The organism is Nocardiopsis sp. MT53 (assembly GCF_019598965.1).
GTDB lineage: Bacteria > Actinomycetota > Actinomycetes > Streptosporangiales > Streptosporangiaceae > Nocardiopsis > Nocardiopsis changdeensis.
Genome location: NZ_CP080599.1, coordinates 337,689 through 357,363 on the forward strand (window position 1 = coordinate 337,689; position 19,675 = coordinate 357,363).

At 73.9% G+C, this 19,675-nt stretch carries 18 protein-coding genes; 8 read left to right on the forward strand and 10 right to left on the reverse strand.

The features are described 5' to 3' along the window. Positions 1-29 precede the first annotated feature (29 nt). Entirely contained in the window at positions 30-1,496 is a 1,467-nt protein-coding gene (locus tag K1J57_RS01440) for a glycoside hydrolase family 3 protein (protein WP_220562684.1), read from the forward strand. Positions 1,497-1,975: 479 nt separating this feature from the next. Continuing rightward, entirely contained in the window at positions 1,976-2,440 is a 465-nt protein-coding gene (locus tag K1J57_RS01445; RefSeq protein ID WP_220562685.1) for an Rrf2 family transcriptional regulator, read from the forward strand. 141 nt (positions 2,441-2,581) lie between these two features. On the opposite strand, the gene K1J57_RS01450 is transcribed toward K1J57_RS01445, so the two are convergent. The 5 genes from K1J57_RS01450 to K1J57_RS01470 form a co-directional block, all read right to left on the reverse strand. Beyond that, positions 2,582-2,938 (reverse strand): helix-turn-helix domain-containing protein, encoded by a 357-nt coding sequence (locus K1J57_RS01450; RefSeq protein ID WP_073375890.1) that lies wholly within the window; start codon positions 2,936-2,938, stop codon positions 2,582-2,584. 157 nt (positions 2,939-3,095) lie between these two features. Then, positions 3,096-3,608 carry a CinA family protein gene (locus tag K1J57_RS01455; protein ID WP_220562686.1) on the reverse strand — a complete coding sequence of 171 codons (513 nt, stop codon included), beginning with the start codon at positions 3,606-3,608 and terminating at the stop codon, positions 3,096-3,098. Continuing rightward, on the reverse strand, positions 3,605-4,210 hold the full coding sequence (gene pgsA / locus K1J57_RS01460) for a CDP-diacylglycerol--glycerol-3-phosphate 3-phosphatidyltransferase (protein ID WP_220562687.1): 606 nt from the start codon (positions 4,208-4,210) through the stop codon (positions 3,605-3,607). Before pgsA ends, K1J57_RS01455 begins: the two co-directional genes overlap by 4 nt. After that, positions 4,207-5,649, reverse strand: coding sequence for a 30S ribosomal protein S12 methylthiotransferase RimO (gene rimO, locus K1J57_RS01465; protein ID WP_220565288.1), 1,443 nt, complete (start codon positions 5,647-5,649; stop codon positions 4,207-4,209). The genes pgsA and rimO overlap by 4 nt, the downstream gene beginning before the upstream one ends. A gap of 184 nt (positions 5,650-5,833) precedes the next feature. After that, the gene (locus K1J57_RS01470; RefSeq protein WP_220562688.1) at positions 5,834-6,985 is read right to left on the reverse strand and encodes a helix-turn-helix domain-containing protein; all 1,152 of its coding nucleotides are present in this window, start codon (positions 6,983-6,985) and stop codon (positions 5,834-5,836) included. 222 nt (positions 6,986-7,207) lie between these two features. Here K1J57_RS01470 and K1J57_RS01475 point away from each other — a divergent pair, with 222 nt between their 5' ends. Beyond that, complete coding sequence (locus tag K1J57_RS01475) at positions 7,208-9,364, forward strand: hypothetical protein (protein ID WP_220562689.1); 2,157 nt, start codon at positions 7,208-7,210, stop codon at positions 9,362-9,364. Positions 9,365-9,377: 13 nt separating this feature from the next. On the opposite strand, the gene K1J57_RS01480 is transcribed toward K1J57_RS01475, so the two are convergent. The 4 genes from K1J57_RS01480 to K1J57_RS01495 all read right to left on the reverse strand — a co-directional run bounded on the left by K1J57_RS01480 (position 9,378) and on the right by K1J57_RS01495 (position 15,469). Beyond that, positions 9,378-11,870, reverse strand: a complete 2,493-nt coding sequence (locus K1J57_RS01480) for a DNA translocase FtsK (protein WP_220562690.1) — start codon at positions 11,868-11,870, stop codon at positions 9,378-9,380. 172 nt (positions 11,871-12,042) lie between these two features. Further along, positions 12,043-13,728 carry a ribonuclease J gene (locus tag K1J57_RS01485; protein WP_220562691.1) on the reverse strand — a complete coding sequence of 562 codons (1,686 nt, stop codon included), beginning with the start codon at positions 13,726-13,728 and terminating at the stop codon, positions 12,043-12,045. Continuing rightward, positions 13,725-14,696, reverse strand: coding sequence for a 4-hydroxy-tetrahydrodipicolinate synthase (dapA, locus tag K1J57_RS01490; RefSeq protein WP_220562692.1), 972 nt, complete (start codon positions 14,694-14,696; stop codon positions 13,725-13,727). Before dapA ends, K1J57_RS01485 begins: the two co-directional genes overlap by 4 nt. Before the next feature lie 392 nt (positions 14,697-15,088). Then, positions 15,089-15,469 carry a phage holin family protein gene (locus K1J57_RS01495; protein ID WP_220562693.1) on the reverse strand — a complete coding sequence of 127 codons (381 nt, stop codon included), beginning with the start codon at positions 15,467-15,469 and terminating at the stop codon, positions 15,089-15,091. A gap of 86 nt (positions 15,470-15,555) precedes the next feature. On the opposite strand from K1J57_RS01495, the gene K1J57_RS01500 reads away from it, so the two are divergent. The 4 genes from K1J57_RS01500 to K1J57_RS01515 all read left to right on the forward strand — a co-directional run bounded on the left by K1J57_RS01500 (position 15,556) and on the right by K1J57_RS01515 (position 18,016). Further along, positions 15,556-16,107 (forward strand): GNAT family N-acetyltransferase, encoded by a 552-nt coding sequence (locus K1J57_RS01500; protein WP_220565289.1) that lies wholly within the window; start codon positions 15,556-15,558, stop codon positions 16,105-16,107. Between the two features lie 93 nt (positions 16,108-16,200). After that, entirely contained in the window at positions 16,201-17,073 is an 873-nt protein-coding gene (locus K1J57_RS01505; RefSeq protein ID WP_220562694.1) for a 1,4-dihydroxy-2-naphthoate polyprenyltransferase, read from the forward strand. Between the two features lie 90 nt (positions 17,074-17,163). Further along, positions 17,164-17,742: a hypothetical protein gene (locus K1J57_RS01510; protein ID WP_220562695.1), complete on the forward strand. Its 579-nt coding sequence runs from the start codon at positions 17,164-17,166 to the stop codon at positions 17,740-17,742. After that, on the forward strand, positions 17,735-18,016 hold the full coding sequence (locus K1J57_RS01515; protein ID WP_220562696.1) for a hypothetical protein: 282 nt from the start codon (positions 17,735-17,737) through the stop codon (positions 18,014-18,016). The genes K1J57_RS01510 and K1J57_RS01515 overlap by 8 nt, the downstream gene beginning before the upstream one ends. 57 nt (positions 18,017-18,073) lie before the next feature. Here the strand turns inward: K1J57_RS01515 and dapB are convergent, their stop codons facing one another. After that, positions 18,074-18,781 carry a 4-hydroxy-tetrahydrodipicolinate reductase gene (gene dapB / locus K1J57_RS01520; RefSeq protein ID WP_255646778.1) on the reverse strand — a complete coding sequence of 236 codons (708 nt, stop codon included), beginning with the start codon at positions 18,779-18,781 and terminating at the stop codon, positions 18,074-18,076. Between the two features lie 113 nt (positions 18,782-18,894). Between dapB and K1J57_RS01525 the strand changes: the two genes are divergently transcribed. Next, the gene (locus K1J57_RS01525) at positions 18,895-19,614 is read left to right on the forward strand and encodes a VIT family protein (RefSeq protein WP_220562698.1); all 720 of its coding nucleotides are present in this window, start codon (positions 18,895-18,897) and stop codon (positions 19,612-19,614) included. Positions 19,615-19,675: the final 61 nt, after the last annotated feature.

The window sequence follows — 19,675 nt, forward strand, 5'->3', positions numbered from 1 at the left end:
GCACCCGTGTTCACCGAACGGAGTCCGTCATGTCGCTCGATCCGACCCTGACGCGCTTGGCCAACGCCACTCTTCTGGTGCCCTTCGAGTCCCACCACGCCCCGCGCTGGATTCTGGAAGGCCTGGCGGACGGCATCTCCGGCGTCTGCCTCTTCCACAACAACCTCGACACCCCCGAACAGATCACGGCGCTGAACGCGGAGCTGGCGCAGGCCGCGGACAACCCCCTGATCAGCCTCGACGAGGAGGGCGGGGACGTCACCCGGATCGGGCAGGAGCACGGCAGCGACTACCCGGGCAACGCCGCCCTGGGCGCCGTGGACGACCCGGAGCTGACCCGCGCCACCCTGCGGTCGCTGGGCGGCAGGCTCGCCCAGCTGGGCTTCAACATGAACCTCGCGCCGTCGGTGGACGTCAACGTCGCCGACGACAACCCGGTCATCGGCACCCGCTCCTTCGGCTCCGACGCCGCGCTGGTGGCCCGGCACGGGGCCGCGGCCGTACTGGGGCTCCAGGAGGCCGGGGTCGCCGCCTGCGCCAAGCACTTCCCCGGGCACGGCGCCACCTCCCAGGACTCCCACCACACGCTGCCGCAGGTGGAGGCGGACCCGGAGGTGCTGCACCGGCGCGAGCTGGCGCCGTTCCGGGCCGCCGTCGAGGCCGGGGTGCAGTCCGTCCTGACCGCGCACATCGAGATGGCCGGGCTGGGCGTGACGGGTCCGGCCACGCTGGCCCCGAAGGTGCTCAACGACCTGCTCCGCGGCGAACTGGGCTTCGACGGCGTCATCGTCAGCGACGCCATGGACATGCACGGCGTCAGCGGCCGGATCGGCATCCCCGAGGCGAGCGTACTGGCGGTGGCCGCCGGCTGCGACCTGCTGTGCCTGGGCCGGTTCGTCTACGCCGACCAGGTGGCGGCGATCCGCGCCGCGCTCGTGGAGGCGGTGCGCGACGGGCGGCTGCCGGGCGAGCGGCTGGAGGAGGCCGCCGACCGCAACCTGCGCCTGCGCTCCTGGATCCGCGACGCCGCCGCGCGCCGCACCGCGGCCGCCGAGTCCGCGGAGGTGGGCCTGTCCGGCGCCCGCCGGGCGCTCCGGGTGACGGGCGAGCTGCCCGCGCTGGAGTCCCCGTACGTGGTCGAGGTCGACGCGCCCGCCGGCATGGCCGTGGGCGACGTGCACTGGGGCCTGTCCTCGTGGTTCCCCGACACCGAGCGGGTCTCCCCCGACGTGTCCCACGCCGACCGGCTCATCGCCGCCGCTCAGGGGCGGGACCTGGTCGTGGTGGTCCGCGACGCGCACCGCTACCCCGAGGCCCGCGAGCTCGTCGAGCGCCTTTTGGGAGCCTTCCCAGGGGCCGTGGTGGTCGAGATGGGCCTGCCCGTCTGGCGGCCCTCCTGCGGCGCCCACGTGAGCACCTACGGCGCCGCCCACGTCAACGGCCGCAGCGCCGCCGAGCTGCTCGGCGGCGTCGCCCCGGCCGTCCACCACGCCTGACCGGGCGCCGCCTCCCCGTGTCCGCGCCCGCCCGCCGAGGGCGGCCGCGGACAGGCCGTGCCGCACCGCAGGCGTCCCCTGGGGCGCCGACGGACGACAGACCTGTGGAACCACGCCGCGGGTGTCCCTCGAGGGCGGCGGCGGACGACAGGCGAGCAGGACCGCACCGCAGGAGCCCGTCGAGGGCGGCCTGTGGAGGACGAGCAGTCCGCGCCGCGGGTGTCCCCTGGGGGCGCAGGCGGGCGGGAGCGTGACGGGTCCGGCGGCCCGGGCCGGGGACCTCCAGGACCGGCCCGGGCCGCCGTGTGTCCGGCCCTGCCGCACGGGCGGCCCGGAACACTCCCTCCGGGCGGATCGTCACCGATGTCCCCGCGACCCGGTAGGAGAAGTACCCTTGATCACGCAGCATCCCGGCCCGTCGGCACACTCGCGGACGCCCGGTGCCCCATTCGCCCTTCTAACCACGGCATAATCACAGCATGCGCCTTTCAGCCCGGGTCGACTACGCGCTGCGCGCCGCAGCGGAACTCGCCGTCGCCAGCGAAGGACCGGTGACGGCCGAGCAGCTCGCGCGAGCGCAGGCCATCCCCGGAAAATTCCTCGAGAACATCCTCACCCAGCTACGCCGGGCCGGGCTGGTGCGCAGCCAACGCGGCCCGGTGGGCGGCTACTGGCTGGCCCGTCCGGCGGCCGAGATCTCGCTCGCCGACATCATCCGCGCGGTCGACGGGCCGTTGGCCAACGTGCGCGGGGAACGCCCCGAGCACGTCGACTACGACGGTGCGGCCCGCAGCCTCCAGCAGGTGTGGATCGCCCTGCGCGCCAGCGAGCGCGCCATCCTGGAGGGGGTCAACCTCCAGCACCTGGCCACCAACGAGCTGCCGGAGCAGGTCCGCACCCTCGCGGAGGACCCGGAGGCCTGGGTGAACCATACCCACCGGTAGCCACCGTACGATCACTTATAGTGAGAACCATGCATACGCGAAAGGAGCCGACCGTCGGTCGGCTCCTCTCGTGAATCCGTTGTCCCCCGCGGAGGAGGACGGTGTGGTTGTCCGTGGACCGGACGTGGGGTGGCGGGCCGCTCAGACCCCCACCATGTCGGGAACCTGGGGAACGCGATCCGGAACCGGTCCGATGCCGAGGTCCTGCGCGGGGACGGGGTCGGTCGTGACCGCGTCCTCCAGCAGCGCCGCCTCCTGCAGCTCGACCAGCGCGAGCTGGTCGGACACCTCTCTCAGCACCTGCGAGAGCGGGACCCCCAGGGCCCCGCAGATCGACGAGAGCAGCTCGGAAGACGCTTCCTTCTGCCCCCGCTCGACCTCCGACAGGTAGCCGAGGGACACGCGTGCATCGGCCGACACCTCGCGGAGGGTGCGGCCCTGGCGCTGTCGCAGCCGCCTGAGCACGTCACCAAGTAGGTGACGAAGCAGGACCATCATTCGCGCTCCCTCCCACCGGTAGCGACCTTCATATACAACACCGTACCTGCCCCACGCCCGATTCGGGCACCTCTTGTCGGCCTGTTCGCTGGAGGGGGAACCGCCTCTTGACAGGGTTTCGTTCCCCCGTACGAGGAGAAGGAACCGGACCGGAGGATCAGGGCCGGGTGTTCCCCGCCACGTCGCCGTGGACGGCGGAGTCCAGGAGCTCCAGTGCACCTTCGACCGTTCGGTATCGGATACCCGAACGGTCACCGGTGAAACGGAAAAGCAGGGCCCGCGCATTCCCGTCGGGCCCGGCCAGGCCCGCGTACACGGTCCCCACGGGCCTGCCGTCCTGGGGTTCGGGCCCGGCCACACCGGTCACCGCGAGCCCGAAGTCCGCTCCCAGCAGGCGCCGGACCCCCGCCGCCATGGCCTCGGCCACACCGGGGTGGACGGCGCCCTCGGCGGCCAGCAGGTCCTCGGGGACGCCCAGCAGGGACGCCTTGGTGTCGGTGGCGTAGACGACCACCCCGCCCCGGTAGGTGGCCGAGGCCCCGGGGACGGAGGTCAGGTGGGCGCCGATGAGCCCGCCGGTGAGCGACTCGGCCGTGGCGCAGGTCATCCCGCGCTCCAGCAGGGAGCGGTGGACCCGGGCCGCCAGGGCCGCCGCGGCGGGCTCCGTCATCCCGCGGTCTCGCGCTTGCCGGCGCGGACCGCGCGGACGGCGTCCAGGACGTAGGTGACGCCGGTCCACAGGGTGACCGCCAGGGCGGCGGCCATGACCGCGTGGGCGACCCAGGTGAACACGTCGCTGAAGGGCAGGACGGACAGCGGGAACAGGTAGATGCTGATGGCGACGATCTGCAGGACCGTCTTGAGCTTGCCGCCCTTGCTCGCCGGCATGACCACGTAGCGCAGCACGGCGAAGCGCAGCAGGGTGACGCCCCACTCGCGGGCCAGGATCGCGATGGTCACCCACCACCACAGGTCGCCCTGGATGGACAGCACCACCAGCGCGGCCCCGGTGAGGGCCTTGTCCGCGATGGGGTCGACGATCTTGCCGAAGTCGGTGACCAGCCCGCGGCGGCGGGCCAGCTCGCCGTCGATGCGGTCGGTGACGGCGGCGAGCACGAAGACGGCGAAGGCGGCCAGACGCCACCAGGTGCCGTCCAGGAACATGAACCACACGAAGACCGGGACCATGACCAGCCGGCTCATGGTCAGGATGTTCGCGATGTTCCACAGCGGAACGTGGGGGGCGGGCGTCGCCGCGTCGTGGCTGCTCATCTGTCTCCGGCTTCCCCGGCTTCCTCGTCCTGCTCGGCGACCAGGTCCGCGCCGACGGCCTGGACCACGGTGGCCCGGACCAGATCGCCCGCGGCCAGTCCCTCACCGTAGAGGATGGTGCTCCCGTCGACCTCGGGGGCCTGGTGTTCGGAGCGTCCCTCGTAGGCCCCGTCCTCCAGGACGGTCTCGACCAGGACGGTGACCTCCTCGCCCACGCGCTCCTCGGCGCGCTGGGCCATCAGCTCCTCCGAGAGGCGGTTGAGGCGGTCCACGCGCTCGGCGACGACCTCCTCGGGCACCTTGTTCGGGTGCTCCCTGGCCTCGGTGCCGTCCTCGTCGGAGTAGCCGAAGACGCCGATGGCGTCCAGGCGGGCCGCCTCCAGGAAGGCGACCAGGTCCTCGAACTCGGCCTCGGTCTCGCCGGGGAACCCGACGATGAAGTTGGAGCGGGCACCCGCCTCGGGCACCCGGGAGCGCACGGTGTCCAGCAGCTCCAGGAAGCGCTCGCGGTCGCCGAAGCGGCGCATGCGGCGCAGCAGGGTCCCGCTGGCGTGCTGGAACGACAGGTCGAAGTAGGGCACCACGCCGGGGGTCCCGGTGAGCACGTCCACCAGCCCGGGGCGGACCTCGGCGGGCTGGAGGTAGCTGACCCGGACCCGGTCCAGCCCCTCGACCCCGGCCAGGCGCGGCAGCAGCTTCTCCAGCGCGCGCACGTCGCCCAGGTCCTTGCCGTAGGAGGTGGAGTTCTCGCTGACCAGGAACACCTCGCGCACGCCCTCGGAGGCCAGCCACTCGGCCTCGCGCACGATCTCGTCCGGGTGCCGGGAGATGTAGGCGCCGCGGAAGGCCGGGATGGCGCAGAAGGTGCAGCGGCGGTCGCAGCCGGAGGCGATCTTGAGGTTGGCCACCGGGCCGCCGGTCAGGCGGCGGCGCGGGATCGCGGCGCGGTAGGGCAGCTCCGTCCCGTCGGCCCCGGCGGCGTCGGCGAACCCGCCGTGGCCGGGGATGTGGAGCTGCGCGGAGCCGCGCTCGGCCGGGCTGATCGGCAGCAGGGTGCGCCGGTCGCGCGGGTCGTGCGGGACCAGGGTGCGGCCCTCGAGCACGTCGTCGAGGCGGTCGGTGATGGCCGCGTAGTCGTCGAACCCGATGACCTGCGCCTCGGGGAGCGCCTCGGCCAGCTCGGAGCCGTAGCGCTCGGCCATGCAGCCGGCGGCGACGACCCGGCCGCCGTTCTCGGCGGCCTCCAGCAGGGTGTTGATGGAGTCCTGTTTGGCGGCGTCGATGAACCCGCAGGTGTTGACGAGGGTGACGTCGGCCTCGGTGCCTTCGTCGACCAGCTCCCAGCCGCCCGCGGACAGGCGGCCGGCCAGCTCTTCGGAGTCGACCTCGTTACGCGCACACCCCAGGGTGACCAGCGAGACAGTACGGCGCGGTGACATGGCTTCCAAGCGTGTGGGAGAGCGTTTCGAGTGATCGCGGAGGCGTGCCGGGTGGTCCCGGGCCCCGCGGCGCGGCGCGACGGACGTCGCCCGCGACCCTCCACATTACCCGTTCCGGCCCACCCGCCCGAACCCCGGCCGGGATCATCCCTGGCCGGGGCGGGTGCGGGTTCCGGGCACGGGGTCAGCCGTCGAAGCCGTCGGCCCCGACGACCACCTCCTTGACCTCTCCGCTGCTTCCGGCGGTGCCGAGGTCCTCGCCGTCGACGGTGACCTCGACGCCCCCGGCGTTGCCCAGCCAGAGGGTCAGGGTGTCGTCCGTCACGTAGTCCCGGGCCTCTCCGGCGGCGAGGAACCCGGTGAACAGGTTCTCGCCCCCGGCGTCGGTCACCTTGACCCAGGTCCGGGAGGACGCGGTGAGTCCGACGGTGACCTCGTCGGCCTTCCCGGCCCGGGCGGGGTCGTCCCCGCCCTGCTGCTTGCCGGCGCCCTCCCCCGTGCCCGGGGCCTCGGGCAGGACCGCGGAGTCGACGGTGTCGGTCCCGGTCCCCTCGAAGGCGGTGCGCAGCGGCTCGCCGTCCCAGTCCTGCCAGGTCCGCACACCGATGACGATGCTCAGGACGACCAGGAGGGCGACCAGGGCCCAGGGCCAGTGCCTGCGGACGGCCTCGGCCCGGCCGCTCGCGGTGCGGGTGACCGGCGGCCGGGGCGCGGGGCAGTCCGCGGGTGCGGGCCTGCGCCGCCTGCCCGCGGGCCGGTCCCGCCCGTCCCGGGGCGCGGGCACCGCAGCGCCCCTCTCCCGGCGCCCGCCGCCCGCGGCGGCCGGCGCGGCCGCCTCGGGAGCGGGCCGCCTGCGCCGCGGCCCGGTGCCCCGTACCCCGCGGCGCAGCCGGTCGCCCCGCTCGAAGTGGTTCCAGCGTTCGGGCCCGGCGCCGGGCTCGGTGTCCTCCCCGATGACGCGCGGACCGGCCATCGGCGGGTCCTCGGCCTCCGCGGGCTCCTCCCCCGTCGCGCCCCCGGTCCGTGCCGCCGCGGCGGCGCGGGCCGCCGCGGGCACGGCGGCCGGGTGGCGGGGCGGGGGCACGAACACCGAGCCGCGGCGGCCGGCGTGCTCGCGGTCGAACTCCTCCAGCAGCGGCGCCGGGTCCAGGCGCAGGGCCCGGCACAGGCCCCGGATGTGGCCGCGGGCGTAGAAGTCCCCGCCGCACGGGACGAAGTCCTCCTCCTCGATCGCCCGGAGTACCGGTTCCCTGATGCGTGTACGGACGCTGAGGTCGGCGACCGTGAGTCCCGCCGCGACGCGGGCGGCGGACAAGGTGTGTCCGATCGTCGCCATACGCACTCCCCTCGCGACTGTATGTATCTGACGGGAACCACTCTGCCGCTCCCGGCGCGCGACACGCAGGCCACCACGCCCCATGAAGCCCCCAAGATCCCGCCAAATCGGACAGAATTACGGCCAGAATTTTCGTCCGGATACGGTCATCCCCTTGTCCCCGGGCCCGTGACTGCGATGATCTTGGACCACCCTCCCCGCCACCTCCCCCGAGACCGGACGATGACCCAGCACTTCTCCGCCGCCGAGCTCGCGGGCGACGCACCGGTCGCCGCGGCCCGCGACGCCCTCGACGCCTTCCGCTCCTGGAGCGGCGCCCACTCCGACGACATCGCCGCGCACGTGTACCGGTGGTCCTCCCACCTGCCCGAGGTCCTCGAACGGCACCGGCTGCTGAACCGGCTGCGCCGGAGCCTGGACCCCGGTGCGGCACGGGCCGCGCGGGCCGCGGAGCAGGCGCGGCTGCGCCGGCGCGCCCTGCGCCGCCACGCGCTCGCCCTGGGCGAGGTCCCCTCCCCCGAGGTCCTGGACCGGCTCACCGCCGACCCGCGGCGGCTGCCCCGGCCCGCCGTCCCCGTCCCGGTCGACGGCGTCGGCACCGCCCTGGAGCGGGTCCGGTCCAGCGCCTCCCTGGACCGGGTCCCCGGCCTGGGAACGCTGCGCGAACGGATGTCCCGGCTGTACGCCGCGCTGCCCGGGGAGGCGGTCGCCTCCGGGGCCATGGACCGGGCCGCCCGGACCATCGGCGGGGTGCTGGCCGTCGCCTCCCACGACACCCTCGGCGAGGACGGCGACACCGCGGCGGCGCACCTGCGGCGGGTCGTGCCCGGCGCCTACGCCCTCGCCGTCGCCCAGGCCGTCGTGGACCTGCCCGCGCACGCCCGGCACGACGCCCACCACCGGCTGCTGCCGCACCTGCTGACCGAGGCCGAGCCGGCCGAGGGGGTGCCCGACGACCCGCTGGCCGAGGAGCTGCACGCCGCCCACGTGCTGCTGCTGGACGGCTTCCCCTTCGCCGGCCACCGGGCCCTGTACCGGGCCACCGAGGTGATGTACCTGGCCCGTTCCCGGGCCGAGCGGCGTACCCGCGAGGACGCGGTCCGCGACGGCGGGGACGCCCTGCTCGCCGACGCGGTGCTGGAGACCGGGGCGGGCGCGATCGCCGCCACCCTGCTGGGTCGCCGCAACCCCCCGGCGGGCCTGCTCCGGCCGCACCTGGCCGCGGCGCTGGCCACCCGGTTCCGGCACGACCTGCTCGACCGGGAGCGCGACGCTGTGACCGGCCGCCTCACCACGTTCACGCTGGCCCCGCGGGACCTGGACGGCGACCCGCTGCACGACCTCTTCGCCGCCGAGGCCCACCTGGTCGCGACGGTGTTCGACGGGGACGCCGGGGTGGCCGACGCCCTGGCCCGGCACGGCGCCGGCCGGCTGGCCGGCCACCTGTCCCGGCGGGCCGGACTGGTGGAGGAGCTGCTGGAGGCGCACCGGGTGACGCCGGAGATCGAGGCGCTGCTGCGCTCGGCCGCCCGGCCGGCCCGGCGCGGCGCGCCGTCCGGAGCCGTCCGGGCGGCGCGCGGGCGGGCCAGGCCGGCCGCGGCGACGGACCCGCGCGCCTTCGCCGCCGACCGGTCCGTGTTCGTCGACGCCGCCCTGGCCCGGCACGCCTCGGGCAACGGCGCCCGCGGCCCGCGCGGGGTGCTGTCGCACTCCCCCGAGGGCCCCGGCGGGCCGCTGCGCCCGGCGCTGGCGCTGATGCTGGTCGAGGGCGCCGCGGCCGACCCCGAGCCGCTGGCGCCGCTGGTGGCCGCGGTGGAGCTGTTCCACACCGGGAGCCTGGCCCTGGACGAACGCGCCTCCCACCTGGCCGGGATCGCGCTGGTCTCCGGCGGGTACGGGCTCATGGCGCGGCTGGCCGCGACCCACCCGCCCGAGCGAGTGGTGGGGGCGATGGCCCGGATGGGCGCGCTGCTGGGACCCGAGCGCCTGTGCCGGGGCCGCTACCTGGACAGGGCCCTGGCCCGCGGCGGGGAGCCCGCCGGCGTCGCGGGGTTCCTGGAGGTGTACACGCTGACCGCCTCGACGGAGATCGAGATCGCCCTGGCCCCGACCGCGATCCTGCTCGGCCTGCCCGGGCACGAGGTGGACCTGCTGACCGCCTATGCCCACCACGCCGGGATCGTGCTGCGGATCCGCCGGGACCTGCTCGCCGGGTCCGGCGCCGACCGGCCCACCCTGGCCTCCGCGCACGGCCGCGCCACCGCCGCGCGGCTGCTCGCCTGGCACCGCGACCGGGCCGAGGCCGCGCTGGACGGCCTGGCCCTGGACACCGCCCTCCTGCGCGCCGCCCTGGACCACTTCGCCACCCGCAGGGTGTGAGGGCGCCGGGCCCTCAGCCCCCGCGGATGTCGGTGAGGACGGCGGGGAGGTCGTCGGGGGTGACGAGCACGTCGCGGGCCTTGGAGCCCTCGCTGGGGCCGACGACGTCGCGGCTCTCCATGAGGTCCATCAGGCGGCCCGCCTTGGCGAAGCCGACACGCAGTTTGCGCTGGAGCATCGAGGTCGACCCGAACTGGGTGGTGACCACCAGTTCGACGGCCTGCAGCAGCAGGTCCAGGTCGTCGCCGATCTCCTCGTCGATCTCCTTCTTCTTGGTGTCGGCGGCCGCGACGTCCTCGCGGTAGCTGGGCTCGGCCTGCTTCTTGCAGTGCTCGACGATCCCCCGGATCTCCTTCTCCGAGACCCAGGCGTTCTGCAGGCGGATCGGCTTGCCCGCCCCCATCGGCAGGAACAGGGCGTCGCCCTTGCCCACCAGCTTCTCCGCCCCGGGCTGGTCCAGGATGACGCGGCTGTCGGCGAGGCTGGAGGTGGCGAACGCCAGCCGGGAGGGCACGTTCGCCTTGATCAGGCCGGTGACGACGTCGACGCTGGGCCGCTGGGTGGCCAGCACCAGGTGGATCCCGGCGGCCCGGGCCAGCTGGGTGATGCGCACGACGGAGTCCTCGACGTCGCGCGGGGCGACCATCATCAGGTCGGCCAGCTCGTCCACGATCACCAGCAGGTACGGGTAGGGCTCGTACACCCGCTCGCTGCCCGGGGGGGCGGTGAGCTCCCCGGTGCGCACGGCGGCGTTGAAGTCGTCGATGTGCCGGTACCCGGAGGCGGCCAGGTCGTCGTAGCGGCGGTCCATCTCCCCCACCACCCACTGGAGCGCCTCGGCGGCCCGCTTGGGGTTGGTGATGATGGGCGTGATCAGGTGCGGGATGCCCTCGTACATGGTCAGCTCGACCCGCTTGGGGTCGACCAGGATCATCCGCACCTCGTCGGGGGTCGCGCGCATCATCAGCGAGGTGATGAGCCCGTTGATGCAGGTGGACTTGCCCGCTCCGGTGGCGCCCGCGACCAGCACGTGGGGCATCTTCGCCAGGTTGGCGACGACGTTGGTGCCCTCCACGTCCTTGCCCAGCCCCACCAGCATGGGGTGGTCGTCGGAGGTGGCCACCGGGGAGCCGAGCACGTCGCCCAGGCTGACGATGTCCTTGTCGGTGTTGGGGATCTCCACGCCGATCGCGGACTTGCCGGGGATCGGCGACTGGATGCGCACGTCGGCGCTCTTGACCGCCAGGGAGATGTTCTTGGTGAGCGCGGTGACCTTCTCGACCTTGACGGCCGGCCCCAGCTCGATCTCGTAGCGGGTGACCGTCGGCCCCCGGGTGAACCCGGTGACCTCGGCGTCGATGCCGAACTGGGTGAGCACGCCGGTGAGGGCGTCCACCACGTCGTCGTTGGCCTTGGTGCGCGGCTTCACCGGGCTGCCGGGCTTGAGCATGACGGGCGGGGGCAGCTCGTAGTCCCCCTCCACCACCCGGGAGGGGAGGGTGAGCTGCTCGGTGACGGCCGGCGCCGGGGTGGGGTCGGGGACGGGGAGCTTGGCGCGGCCCTTCTTCCCACCCTTGCCGGACCTGCCCGCCTCGGCCCGCGCCGCCTCCTCTTCCTCGTCGGTGAGCGCCGGGGCGATGGGCTCCTCGGGCAGCACCGGGCTGTCGTAGGGGCGCTCGTGGTCGCCCGCCACGGTCTCGGCCGCGGCCTCCGCCTCCTTCTTGCGGGAGCGGCGCTTGCGGGCGGGCTTGCGCTCCGGCTCGGCGCCCAGGATGCCGATGCCGGAGTCCGGCCCGGCGTCGCGCTCCATGAGGGCGCCGAACAGCGTGTGCAGCCGCTCGGGGATGCGCCGGATGGGGGTGGAGGTGACCACGAGGATGCCGAACACCAGCACCAGGGCCAGCAGCACCCCGGTCAGCCAGGGGGTGATGACGGCGCTGAGCGGACCGGAGGCGACGAACCCGATGAGGCCGCCGGCGTCCTGGAGCGCCTCCAGCCCCTCGGAGGGCTGCGGGATGCCGTTCGCGATGTGGATGAGGCCCAGCAGGCCCAGCAGGATGGCACTGGTGCCGATGAACAGCCGCCCGGCGTCGCCCTCCCGGGACGCGCCCGGGGTGCGCATCAGGCGGATCGCCAGCGGCAGGAACAGCAGCGGCAGGATCGGCGAGAACGTCCCGAACGCGCCGACCACCACTAGGCGGGTGTACTCCGGCAGCGGGCCGGCGCTCTCCCACCACACGGCCGCGGCGACCAGCACCCCGGCCGCCAGCAGCAGCAGGCCCGCCCCGTCCCGGCGCAGGTCCGGGTCCAGGTCGCGGGCGCTGCGGCCCACGGCGCGGGCGGCCCCGCCCACGGTGTGCGCGACGAGCTTCCACAGCACCAGCAGGAACTGGCCGAACATGGTGACCGCGAAAGCGATGGGCCCGTCGGGCATCCGGTTGGCCGCGGGTCTGCGGGCCGCGGGCTTCTTGCGCCCGGAACCGCCTGAGGAGGCGCGCGGGGCCATCGGGGTCACCTCCGTACAGGGGGAGCGGTTCACGACCGGCGGGCGCATTCCCCGCCACGGCGGGCAGCCTATCGAGTCGTCCACCCCCGGATCCCGTCTCGGGCACGGCGTGTCGCGCGAAGCGCCGAACGGTCCGGGACCGTTCGGCGCTTCGTGCGGGTACCGCTCCGGGTCAGACCTCGACCAGGACCGGGATGATCATCGGGCGGCGGCGGTAGGTGTCGTTGACCCACCGGCCCGTGCTGCGCCGGATGAGCTGGCGCAGCTGGTGGGGGTCGTTGACCCCGTCCTCGGCCGCCTTGTCCAGGGCGTGCTGGATCTTATCGATGACGTCGTCGTAGGCGTCGGCGCCGATGCCCGCGCCCCGGGTGTGGATCTCTGGCTCGCCGAGGATCTTGCCCGTGCCGGAGTCCACGGCCACGACGACGGAGATGAAGCCCTCCTCGCCGAGGATGCGGCGGTCCTTCAGCGCGGCGTCGGTGACGTCGCCCACGGAGGAGCCGTCCACGTACACGTACCCGGCCTGCACGGCGCCGACGATCTTGGCGCGGTTCTTGTACAGGTCGACGACCACGCCGTCCTCGGCGATGACGATCCGGTCCGCGGGGACCCCGGTCATCTTGGCCAGGTCGGCGTGGGCGCGCATGTGCCGCCACTCGCCGTGCACCGGCATGAAGTTGCGCGGGCGCACCATGTTGAGCACGTACAGCAGCTCGCCGGCGGGGGCGTGCCCGGACACGTGCACCAGGGCGTTGCCCTTGTGCACGACCTTGGCGCCCCAGCGGGTCAGGCCGTTGATGACCCGGTTGACCGAGTTCTCGTTGCCCGGGATGAGCGAGGACGCCAGCAGGACGGTGTCGCCCTCCTCGATGCGGATCTGGTGGTCCCGGTTGGCCATCCGGCTCAGCGCCGACATCGGCTCGCCCTGGGAGCCGGTGCAGATCAGCACGGCCTTGTCCGGCGGCAGGTCGTCGAGCTGGCGCACGTCGATGATGGTGTCGCCGGGGATGCTCAGGTAGCCCAGGTCGCGGGCGATGTTCATGTTGCGGACCATCGACCGGCCCACGAACGCGACCTTGCGGCCGTGCTTGGTGGCGGAGTCGATGACCTGCTGGACCCGGTGCACGTGGGAGGCGAAGCAGGCCACCACGATGCGCTTGTCGGCCTGCCGGAACACCTTGTCGATGGCCTCGGTCAGGTTGCGCTCGTTGATGATGAACCCGGGCTGCTCGGCGTTGGTGGAGTCCGACAGCAGCAGGTCCACGCCCTCGTCGCCGAACCGGGCGAACCCGGCCAGGTCGGTGAGGCGGCCGTCCAGCGGCAGCTGGTCCATCTTGAAGTCGCCGGTGTGCAGCACCGACCCGCCGGGGGTGCGGATGCCGACGGCCAGCGCGTCGGGGATGGAGTGGTTGACCGCGAAGAACTCCAGGTCGAACGGGCCGAAGTCGCGCCGCTCGCCCTCCTCCACCTGGACCACGACCGGCTTGATGCGGTGCTCGCCGAGCTTGGCGGAGATGAGCGCGAGCGTGAGCCGGGAGCCGACGATCGGGATGTCGGGGCGCTCGCGCAGCAGGAACGGGACGCCGCCGATGTGGTCCTCGTGGCCGTGGGTGAGGACGACCGCCTCGATGTCGTCCAGGCGGTCCCGGATGTAGTCGAAGTCCGGCAGGATCAGGTCGACGCCGGGCTGCTCCTCCTCGGGGAACAGCACGCCGCAGTCGACGATGAGGATCCGGCCGCCGAACTCGAAGACCGTCATGTTGCGGCCGATCTCGCCCAGGCCGCCCAGCGCGACGACGCGCAGGACACCGTCGCCCTGGGGCGGGGGCGAGCTCAGCTCGGGGTGCGGGTGGCTCATACGGAACCCTCCGTGAGGCGCTCGACGCGGACGGCGCTGGCCGGGACGGCCTGGTGCGGGGCCAGGCCGATGGGGCCCTTCACACCGGCGGCGGCCAGGTCCTCGCGCAGCAGGGCCTGGAGCTCGGCGGAGGCGTCGGCGAGCGGCGTGCGCACCGGGCCGGCGGGCAGGCCGAACAGGTTGAGGACCGCCTTGGTCGTGATCACGCCCTGGGTGCGGAACATCCCGGTGTAGACCGGGGTGAGCCGGCGGTGGATCGCCAGCGCCTGGCCGACCTCGCCCGCCTCGTAGGCGTCGATCATGTCCTTGAGGTCGCCGCCGACGATGTGGCCGACGACGCTCACGAAGCCGGCGGCGCCCACCGACAGCAGGGGCAGGTTCAGGATGTCGGTGCCGCAGTAGTAGGCCAGGTCGGTGCGCTCCATGACCCAGGAGCTGGCGCCGACGTTGTCCTTGGCGTCCTTGTTGGCCACGATCCGGGGGTGCTCGGCGAGCCGGACCAGGGTCTCGGAGGCGATGGGCGTCCCCGTGCGGTGCGGGATGTCGTACAGCATGACCGGCAGGCCGGTGGTGTCGGCGATCTCGGTGAAGTGCCGGATCAGCCCCTCCTGCGGCGGCTTGTTGTAATACGGGGTCACCGCCAGGAGGCCGTGGGCGCCCGCCTTCTCGGCGGCCTTGGCCAGCTTGACGCTGTGCCGGGTGTCGTTGGTGCCGACGCCCGCGATGATCTGGGCCCGGTCGCCGACCGCCTCGATGACGGCGCGCAGCAGCCGGTCCTTCTCCTCGTCGCTGGTCGTGGGCGACTCGCCCGTGGTCCCGCTGATGACGAGGCCGTCGTTGTGCTGCTCGTCCACCAGGTAGGTGGCGAGCCGGGCGGCACCGTCGTAGTCGAGCTCGCCGTCGTCGAGCATGGGTGTGACCATCGCGGTCAGCATCTTGCCGAACGGGCGGTACTTGGTGTTCACCATGGTGTGTGAAAGGCGCGCGGACCGCCGCCGCGTGGCGGCGGGATCCTGTGTCGCCCCTCCTCCTCTCGGTGTGTGCGGCCCCGCCGCGCGGGGCGGGACCGGTGGTGTGGCGTACGGATGGTGCGGAACCGTGTGTCCGCTTCCGCGACCGGGGCCGGGTCGGACCACTGCGGGGTCCGACGGGGGCGGTCGCGGAGAAGCCTGTGCCGGTCCTGTCCGGACCGCGTCCGTTCGGACGCCGGTGCCGGGACCGGGGTCGGCCCCGTCCTCGTGGGTCGAGGGAGGGGCCCGCATGTGAACCTACCCGCACCGCGTCCCGGCCGTCGGACCGGGACACGGGCGGGAACCCGCGGATTCGGGGCGGGCGGGTCGGAGCGGAGGTGCCGCGGCGGTCAGTCGTCCTTGCCGTCCGGCAGGAAGAGGCTGGCCAGCCAGCTGACGATGCCGACGACGATCGCGCCCCAGAAGGCGGGCCAGAAGCCGTCGATGTCGATGGGCAGGCCGAAGAGCCCCGCGATCCACTCGGTGAGCAGGAACAGCAGTGCGTTCACGACGAGGCCGATGAGCCCGAGGGTCAGCGCGTAGAACAGGCAGCCGACCGTCTTGACGATCGGTTTGATGACGGCGTTGACGACGCCGAAGATCAGGCCGAGTCCCAGGAAGACGAGGATGGTCTCCGTCGTGTCCGAGGTCGTGACCTCGATACCGCTGACCAGGTAGGCCGCCAGCCACAGGGCGAGCGCGTTCACGATGACTCTGATAATGAAGCTCACAACGTAGATGTTCCCACGCCGTGGCAAGGTCCCGAAACTCCGGCGTGGGTGCACTCGTGTCGATGACTCCCCCAGGAGGCCTGATCGTGTCCGGTGCCCAGTTCGTCCGTCCCGCCCGTCCCTCCGACGTCGACACCGTCGTGGACGTCCAGGTGGCCTCCTGGCGGGAGGTGTACGGAGGGCTGCTGCCCGGGGAGGTGGTCGCCGAGATCGGCGGCGAGGAGGCCCGCAGGGGCTTCCACGCGCAGTGGTCGGCCGCCCTGGAGTCGCCGCCCACCTCCAGGCACCGGCTGGTGGTCGCCACCGACGAGAACGACGGGGTGCGCACGGTGGTGGGCTTCGCCGCGTTCGGCCCGGCGGGCGACCCCGACCTGTGGCCCGCCACCGCCGCGGAGATCTTCGCCCTGCACGTGGACCCGGCCCTGACCCGGCGGGGGCACGGCGGCCGCCTGCTCAACGCGACCGTGGACCACCTGGTGGAGGACGGGTTCGTCATCGCGTACGTGTGGGTGCCCGAGGCCGACAACGCGCTGCGGGCGTTCTTCGAGTCCTCCGGCTGGGCGCCCGACGGCGCCCGCCGGGTGATCGACCTGGGCTCGGAGCTGCCGATGGTGCGCCTGCACGCGGGCATCGGATAGGGCGCGGCCCCGGGGCCCGGGAGCAGGCACTACCGTGGGGAGGTCGTAGCGGCGCCGCGCGCGCCGGCCGTCGAGCGGTGGAGGGACCCGGCAGTGGCCACGGTCAGCGAATGGATCTCGGGGATGCGTCCCCGGACGCTTCCGAACTCGGTCGTCCCGGTGGCGGTCGGTACCGCGCTGGCGTTCGCCCTGGGCGGGTTCGTGTGGTGGAAGGCACTGCTGGCGCTGGTGGTGTCGATGGCCCTCCAGGTGGGGGTGAACTTCGCCAACGACTACAGCGACGGCGTCAAGGGCACCGACACCGCGGAGCGGACGGGGCCGACCCGGCTGACGGCGACCGGCCTGGCCGCGCCGAAGCAGGTGCTGGCCGCCGCGCTGGGCAGCTTCGCGTTCGCCGGGCTGGTGGGCCTGGTGCTGGTGGCCACCACGTCGTGGTGGCTACTGCTGGTGGGCGCGGTGGCGATCGCCGCCGCCTGGTACTACACCGGCGGGCGCACCCCGTACGGGTACCGGGGCCTGGGCGAGGTGTCGGTGTTCGTGTTCTTCGGCGTGGTGGCCGTGGTGGGCACCGTGTTCGTGCAGCTGGAGGCCGCGCCCTGGGAGGCGTGGACGGCGTCGGTGCCGGTGGGGCTGCTGTCCTGCGCGGTGCTGGTGATCAACAACCTGCGGGACATCCCCACCGACCGGGAGACCGGCAAGATCACCCTGGCGGTGCGGCTGGGCGACACCGGGACGCGGCGGCTGTACGCGGGGATGGTCGTGGCGGCGTTCGCGGTGGCCCTGCCGCTGGTGGCGGTGTCCTGGTGGGTGCCGCTGGTGCTGCTGGCGGCCCCCCTGGCGGTGCCGCCGCTGCGCCGCGTGCTGGGCGGTCAGGTCGGCCGTGACCTGGTGGCGGGCCTGGGCGAGACCGGGCGGCTCCAGATGGCGTTCGGCGCGCTGCTCTCGGTGGCGCTGCTGCTGGGCTGACCGGCCCGCGCCGGTGGCCGGGTGCGGCCACCGGCGACTTGTAGGCGGCCCGTGACCGGGCGGAGACCCTTCCCCGCCTAGGTTCGGGGCATGGCGATCCCCCGCAGGACCGCCGCGGCACTGGCCGCCGCGGCGCTGACGCTGACCCTGGCCGCGTGCTCGGCCGCCGACAACCCGGCCGAGGGCCCCGGCTCCGGCGAGACCTCCCTCGACCGTGGCGGCGCGCCCCTGGAGTCCTCCTCCGCGCCCGCGACCACCGGTGGGCAGGTCCATACACGTGCCGCCGGACGGATCCGGCAGGCGGACGTGGAGGTGGACGTCCACACGCTGGAGCGGGTCGGCGAGGACCTCGTCGAACTGACCCTGACGATCCACGTCATCGGGGGCGGCCTCCTCGCCCGCGACCTCGCGTCCCCGGAGACCTCGGAGCAGGAGGTCACCGACATGGCGGCGTTCGAGCTCGTCGACGCGGAGAACGGCCGGGTGCACCGGGTCGCCACCGATTCCGAGGGGCGGTGCGTGTGTTCCCGGCTCGAACCGTCGCTGGAACTGTGGCCCGAGGACTCCCTGACCCTCAGCGCGACCTTCGCCGCTCCGCCGAAGGACGTGCACGAGATGGACGTGCGCGTCCCCGGCATGCCGACGTTCACCGGGGTCCCCGTTGCCTGAGGGGACCGACAGGGAGAGGACCTACTCCACGGTCCGCCTCAACTGCTGCATGGTGCTGCTGATCGGCCCCGTCATCGTTGTGACGCTCGTTCTCACCCTGGCCGTCCTGGGACTGCTCGACTGGGGAGAGTCCGCCAGGGAGCCGCGGGGCTATGTGCCCGAGGTGAACCGGAGCCCGGTGGCCACCGCGCCGGTGGTGGACGTCACGGCGCCGGTCGAGGAGGTCGAGGCGCCGGTGGACGGCATCGAGGCGCCCGTCGTGGACGCCCCCTGACCCCGGACGCGCGGCCGCCCCGGGCCGCGGCGCGGCCCGGGGCGGGAGGTCGGCGGCTCAGCTCAGGTCGAGCAGCGGCTCCAGGCCCACGGTCAGCGGGTCGGGCAGGTCGGCGACCCTGCGCACGCCCAGCAGCACGCCGGGCATGAACGAGGCCCGGTTCATGGAGTCGTGGCGGATCTTCAGGGTCTCACCATCGGTGCCGAACACGACCTCCTGGTGGGCGATCAGGCCCTGGATGCGCAGCGCGTGCACCCGCACCCCGTCCACGTCGGCGCCGCGGGCGCCGGGGATCTCGGCGGTGGTGGCGTCGGGCATCGGGCCCAGCCCGGCCGCCCGGCGGGCCCCGGCGACCAGCTCGGCGGTGTGGTACGCGGTCCCGCTGGGGGCGTCCGCCTTGTTGGGGTGGTGCAGCTCGATGATCTCGGTCGACTCGAAGTAGGGGGCGGCCTTGGCCGCGAAGTGCATCATCAGCACCGCGGCGATGCCGAAGTTGGGCGCGATGAGCACCTTGGCGCCGGGCCGGGCCGCCAGCATCTCGCGCACCCGGTTCAGCTTCTCCTCGTCGAACCCGCTGGTGCCGACGACGGCGTGGACGCCGCGGCCGATCAGCCACTCCAGGTTGTCCATGACGACGTCGGGGTGGGTGAAGTCGACGACGTAGTCGGCCCCCAGCACCCGCTCCCGGTCCTGGCCGGCGTCGGCGCCGCCGACGAACTCCATGTCGTCGGCCGCCTGGACCGCGTTGACGACCTCTGACCCCATGCGCCCTTCGGCGCCGAAAACTCCTACCTTGAACACGGCACGAGCGTATCGGATCGCCGCGGCCCCGCGTGGTGCGACCTGGGGCGGGACCGGTCGCGTGCGACGATCGGCCCATGACGGACGAGGACCGCGCGGACGGCCCGCCGGACGCCCGGCACCGCCTGGGCTCCCTGCTGAACGGGCTGCGCGCGACGGTGCTGGGCGCCAACGACGGCATCGTCTCCACCGCCGGACTGGTGGTGGGCGTGGCGGGCGCCACCCCGCACCGCGGCGCCCTGCTGGTGGCGGGGATCGCGGGCACCCTGGCCGGGGCGCTGTCGATGGCGGCGGGCGAGTACGTGTCGGTGAGCACCCAGCGCGACACCGAGCGGGCCGCGCTGGCCCGGGAGCGGCGCGAGCTGGCCGCCGACCCGGCCGGCGAGCTGGAGGAGCTCGCCGGGATGTACCGCGACCGGGGGCTGAGCGAGGAGCTGTCGCACCGGGTGGCCCGGGAGCTGACCGAGCACGACGCGCTGCGCGCCCACGCCGAGGTGGAGCTGGGGCTCGACCGCTACCGGGTGGACCCGTGGCAGGCGGCGTTCGCCAGCCTGTTCTCCTTCGTGCTGGGCGCCCTGGTGCCGCTGGCCGCGATGCTGCTCAGCTCCGATGCCTGGAGGCTGCCGGTGACGGTGGCGGCGGTCCTGGCGGCCACCGGCGCGCTGGGCGCGGTGAGCGCCCGCCTGGGCGGGGCCCTGCCCCTGCGGGCGGCGCTGCGGTGCGTGGTCGGCGGGTCCTTCGCGATGCTGATCACCTACCTGGTGGGCACGCTGGTAGGGGCGTTCACCTCCCTCTGAGGGCGCGGGGCCGGGCCCCGGAGGCGGCGGGCGGCTACGCGCGGGCGGGTCCTTCGCGATG

What these genes read in the sequence shown, in the direction of transcription:
- K1J57_RS01440 (WP_220562684.1), top strand. Translation starts at nt 30, where the DNA reads ATGTCGCTCGATCCGACCCTGACGCGCTTGGCCAACGCCACTCTTCTG.
- K1J57_RS01445 (WP_220562685.1), top strand. Translation starts at nt 1,976, where the DNA reads ATGCGCCTTTCAGCCCGGGTCGACTACGCGCTGCGCGCCGCAGCGGAA.
- K1J57_RS01450 (WP_073375890.1), bottom strand. Translation starts at nt 2,938, where the DNA reads ATGATGGTCCTGCTTCGTCACCTACTTGGTGACGTGCTCAGGCGGCTG.
- K1J57_RS01455 (WP_220562686.1), bottom strand. Translation starts at nt 3,608, where the DNA reads ATGACGGAGCCCGCCGCGGCGGCCCTGGCGGCCCGGGTCCACCGCTCC.
- pgsA (WP_220562687.1), bottom strand. Translation starts at nt 4,210, where the DNA reads ATGAGCAGCCACGACGCGGCGACGCCCGCCCCCCACGTTCCGCTGTGG.
- rimO (WP_220565288.1), bottom strand. Translation starts at nt 5,649, where the DNA reads ATGTCACCGCGCCGTACTGTCTCGCTGGTCACCCTGGGGTGTGCGCGT.
- K1J57_RS01470 (WP_220562688.1), bottom strand. Translation starts at nt 6,985, where the DNA reads ATGGCGACGATCGGACACACCTTGTCCGCCGCCCGCGTCGCGGCGGGA.
- K1J57_RS01475 (WP_220562689.1), top strand. Translation starts at nt 7,208, where the DNA reads ATGACCCAGCACTTCTCCGCCGCCGAGCTCGCGGGCGACGCACCGGTC.
- K1J57_RS01480 (WP_220562690.1), bottom strand. Translation starts at nt 11,870, where the DNA reads ATGGCCCCGCGCGCCTCCTCAGGCGGTTCCGGGCGCAAGAAGCCCGCG.
- K1J57_RS01485 (WP_220562691.1), bottom strand. Translation starts at nt 13,728, where the DNA reads ATGAGCCACCCGCACCCCGAGCTGAGCTCGCCCCCGCCCCAGGGCGAC.
- dapA (WP_220562692.1), bottom strand. Translation starts at nt 14,696, where the DNA reads ATGGTGAACACCAAGTACCGCCCGTTCGGCAAGATGCTGACCGCGATG.
- K1J57_RS01510 (WP_220562695.1), top strand. Translation starts at nt 17,164, where the DNA reads ATGGCGATCCCCCGCAGGACCGCCGCGGCACTGGCCGCCGCGGCGCTG.
- dapB (WP_255646778.1), bottom strand. Translation starts at nt 18,781, where the DNA reads ATGGGGTCAGAGGTCGTCAACGCGGTCCAGGCGGCCGACGACATGGAG.
- K1J57_RS01525 (WP_220562698.1), top strand. Translation starts at nt 18,895, where the DNA reads ATGACGGACGAGGACCGCGCGGACGGCCCGCCGGACGCCCGGCACCGC.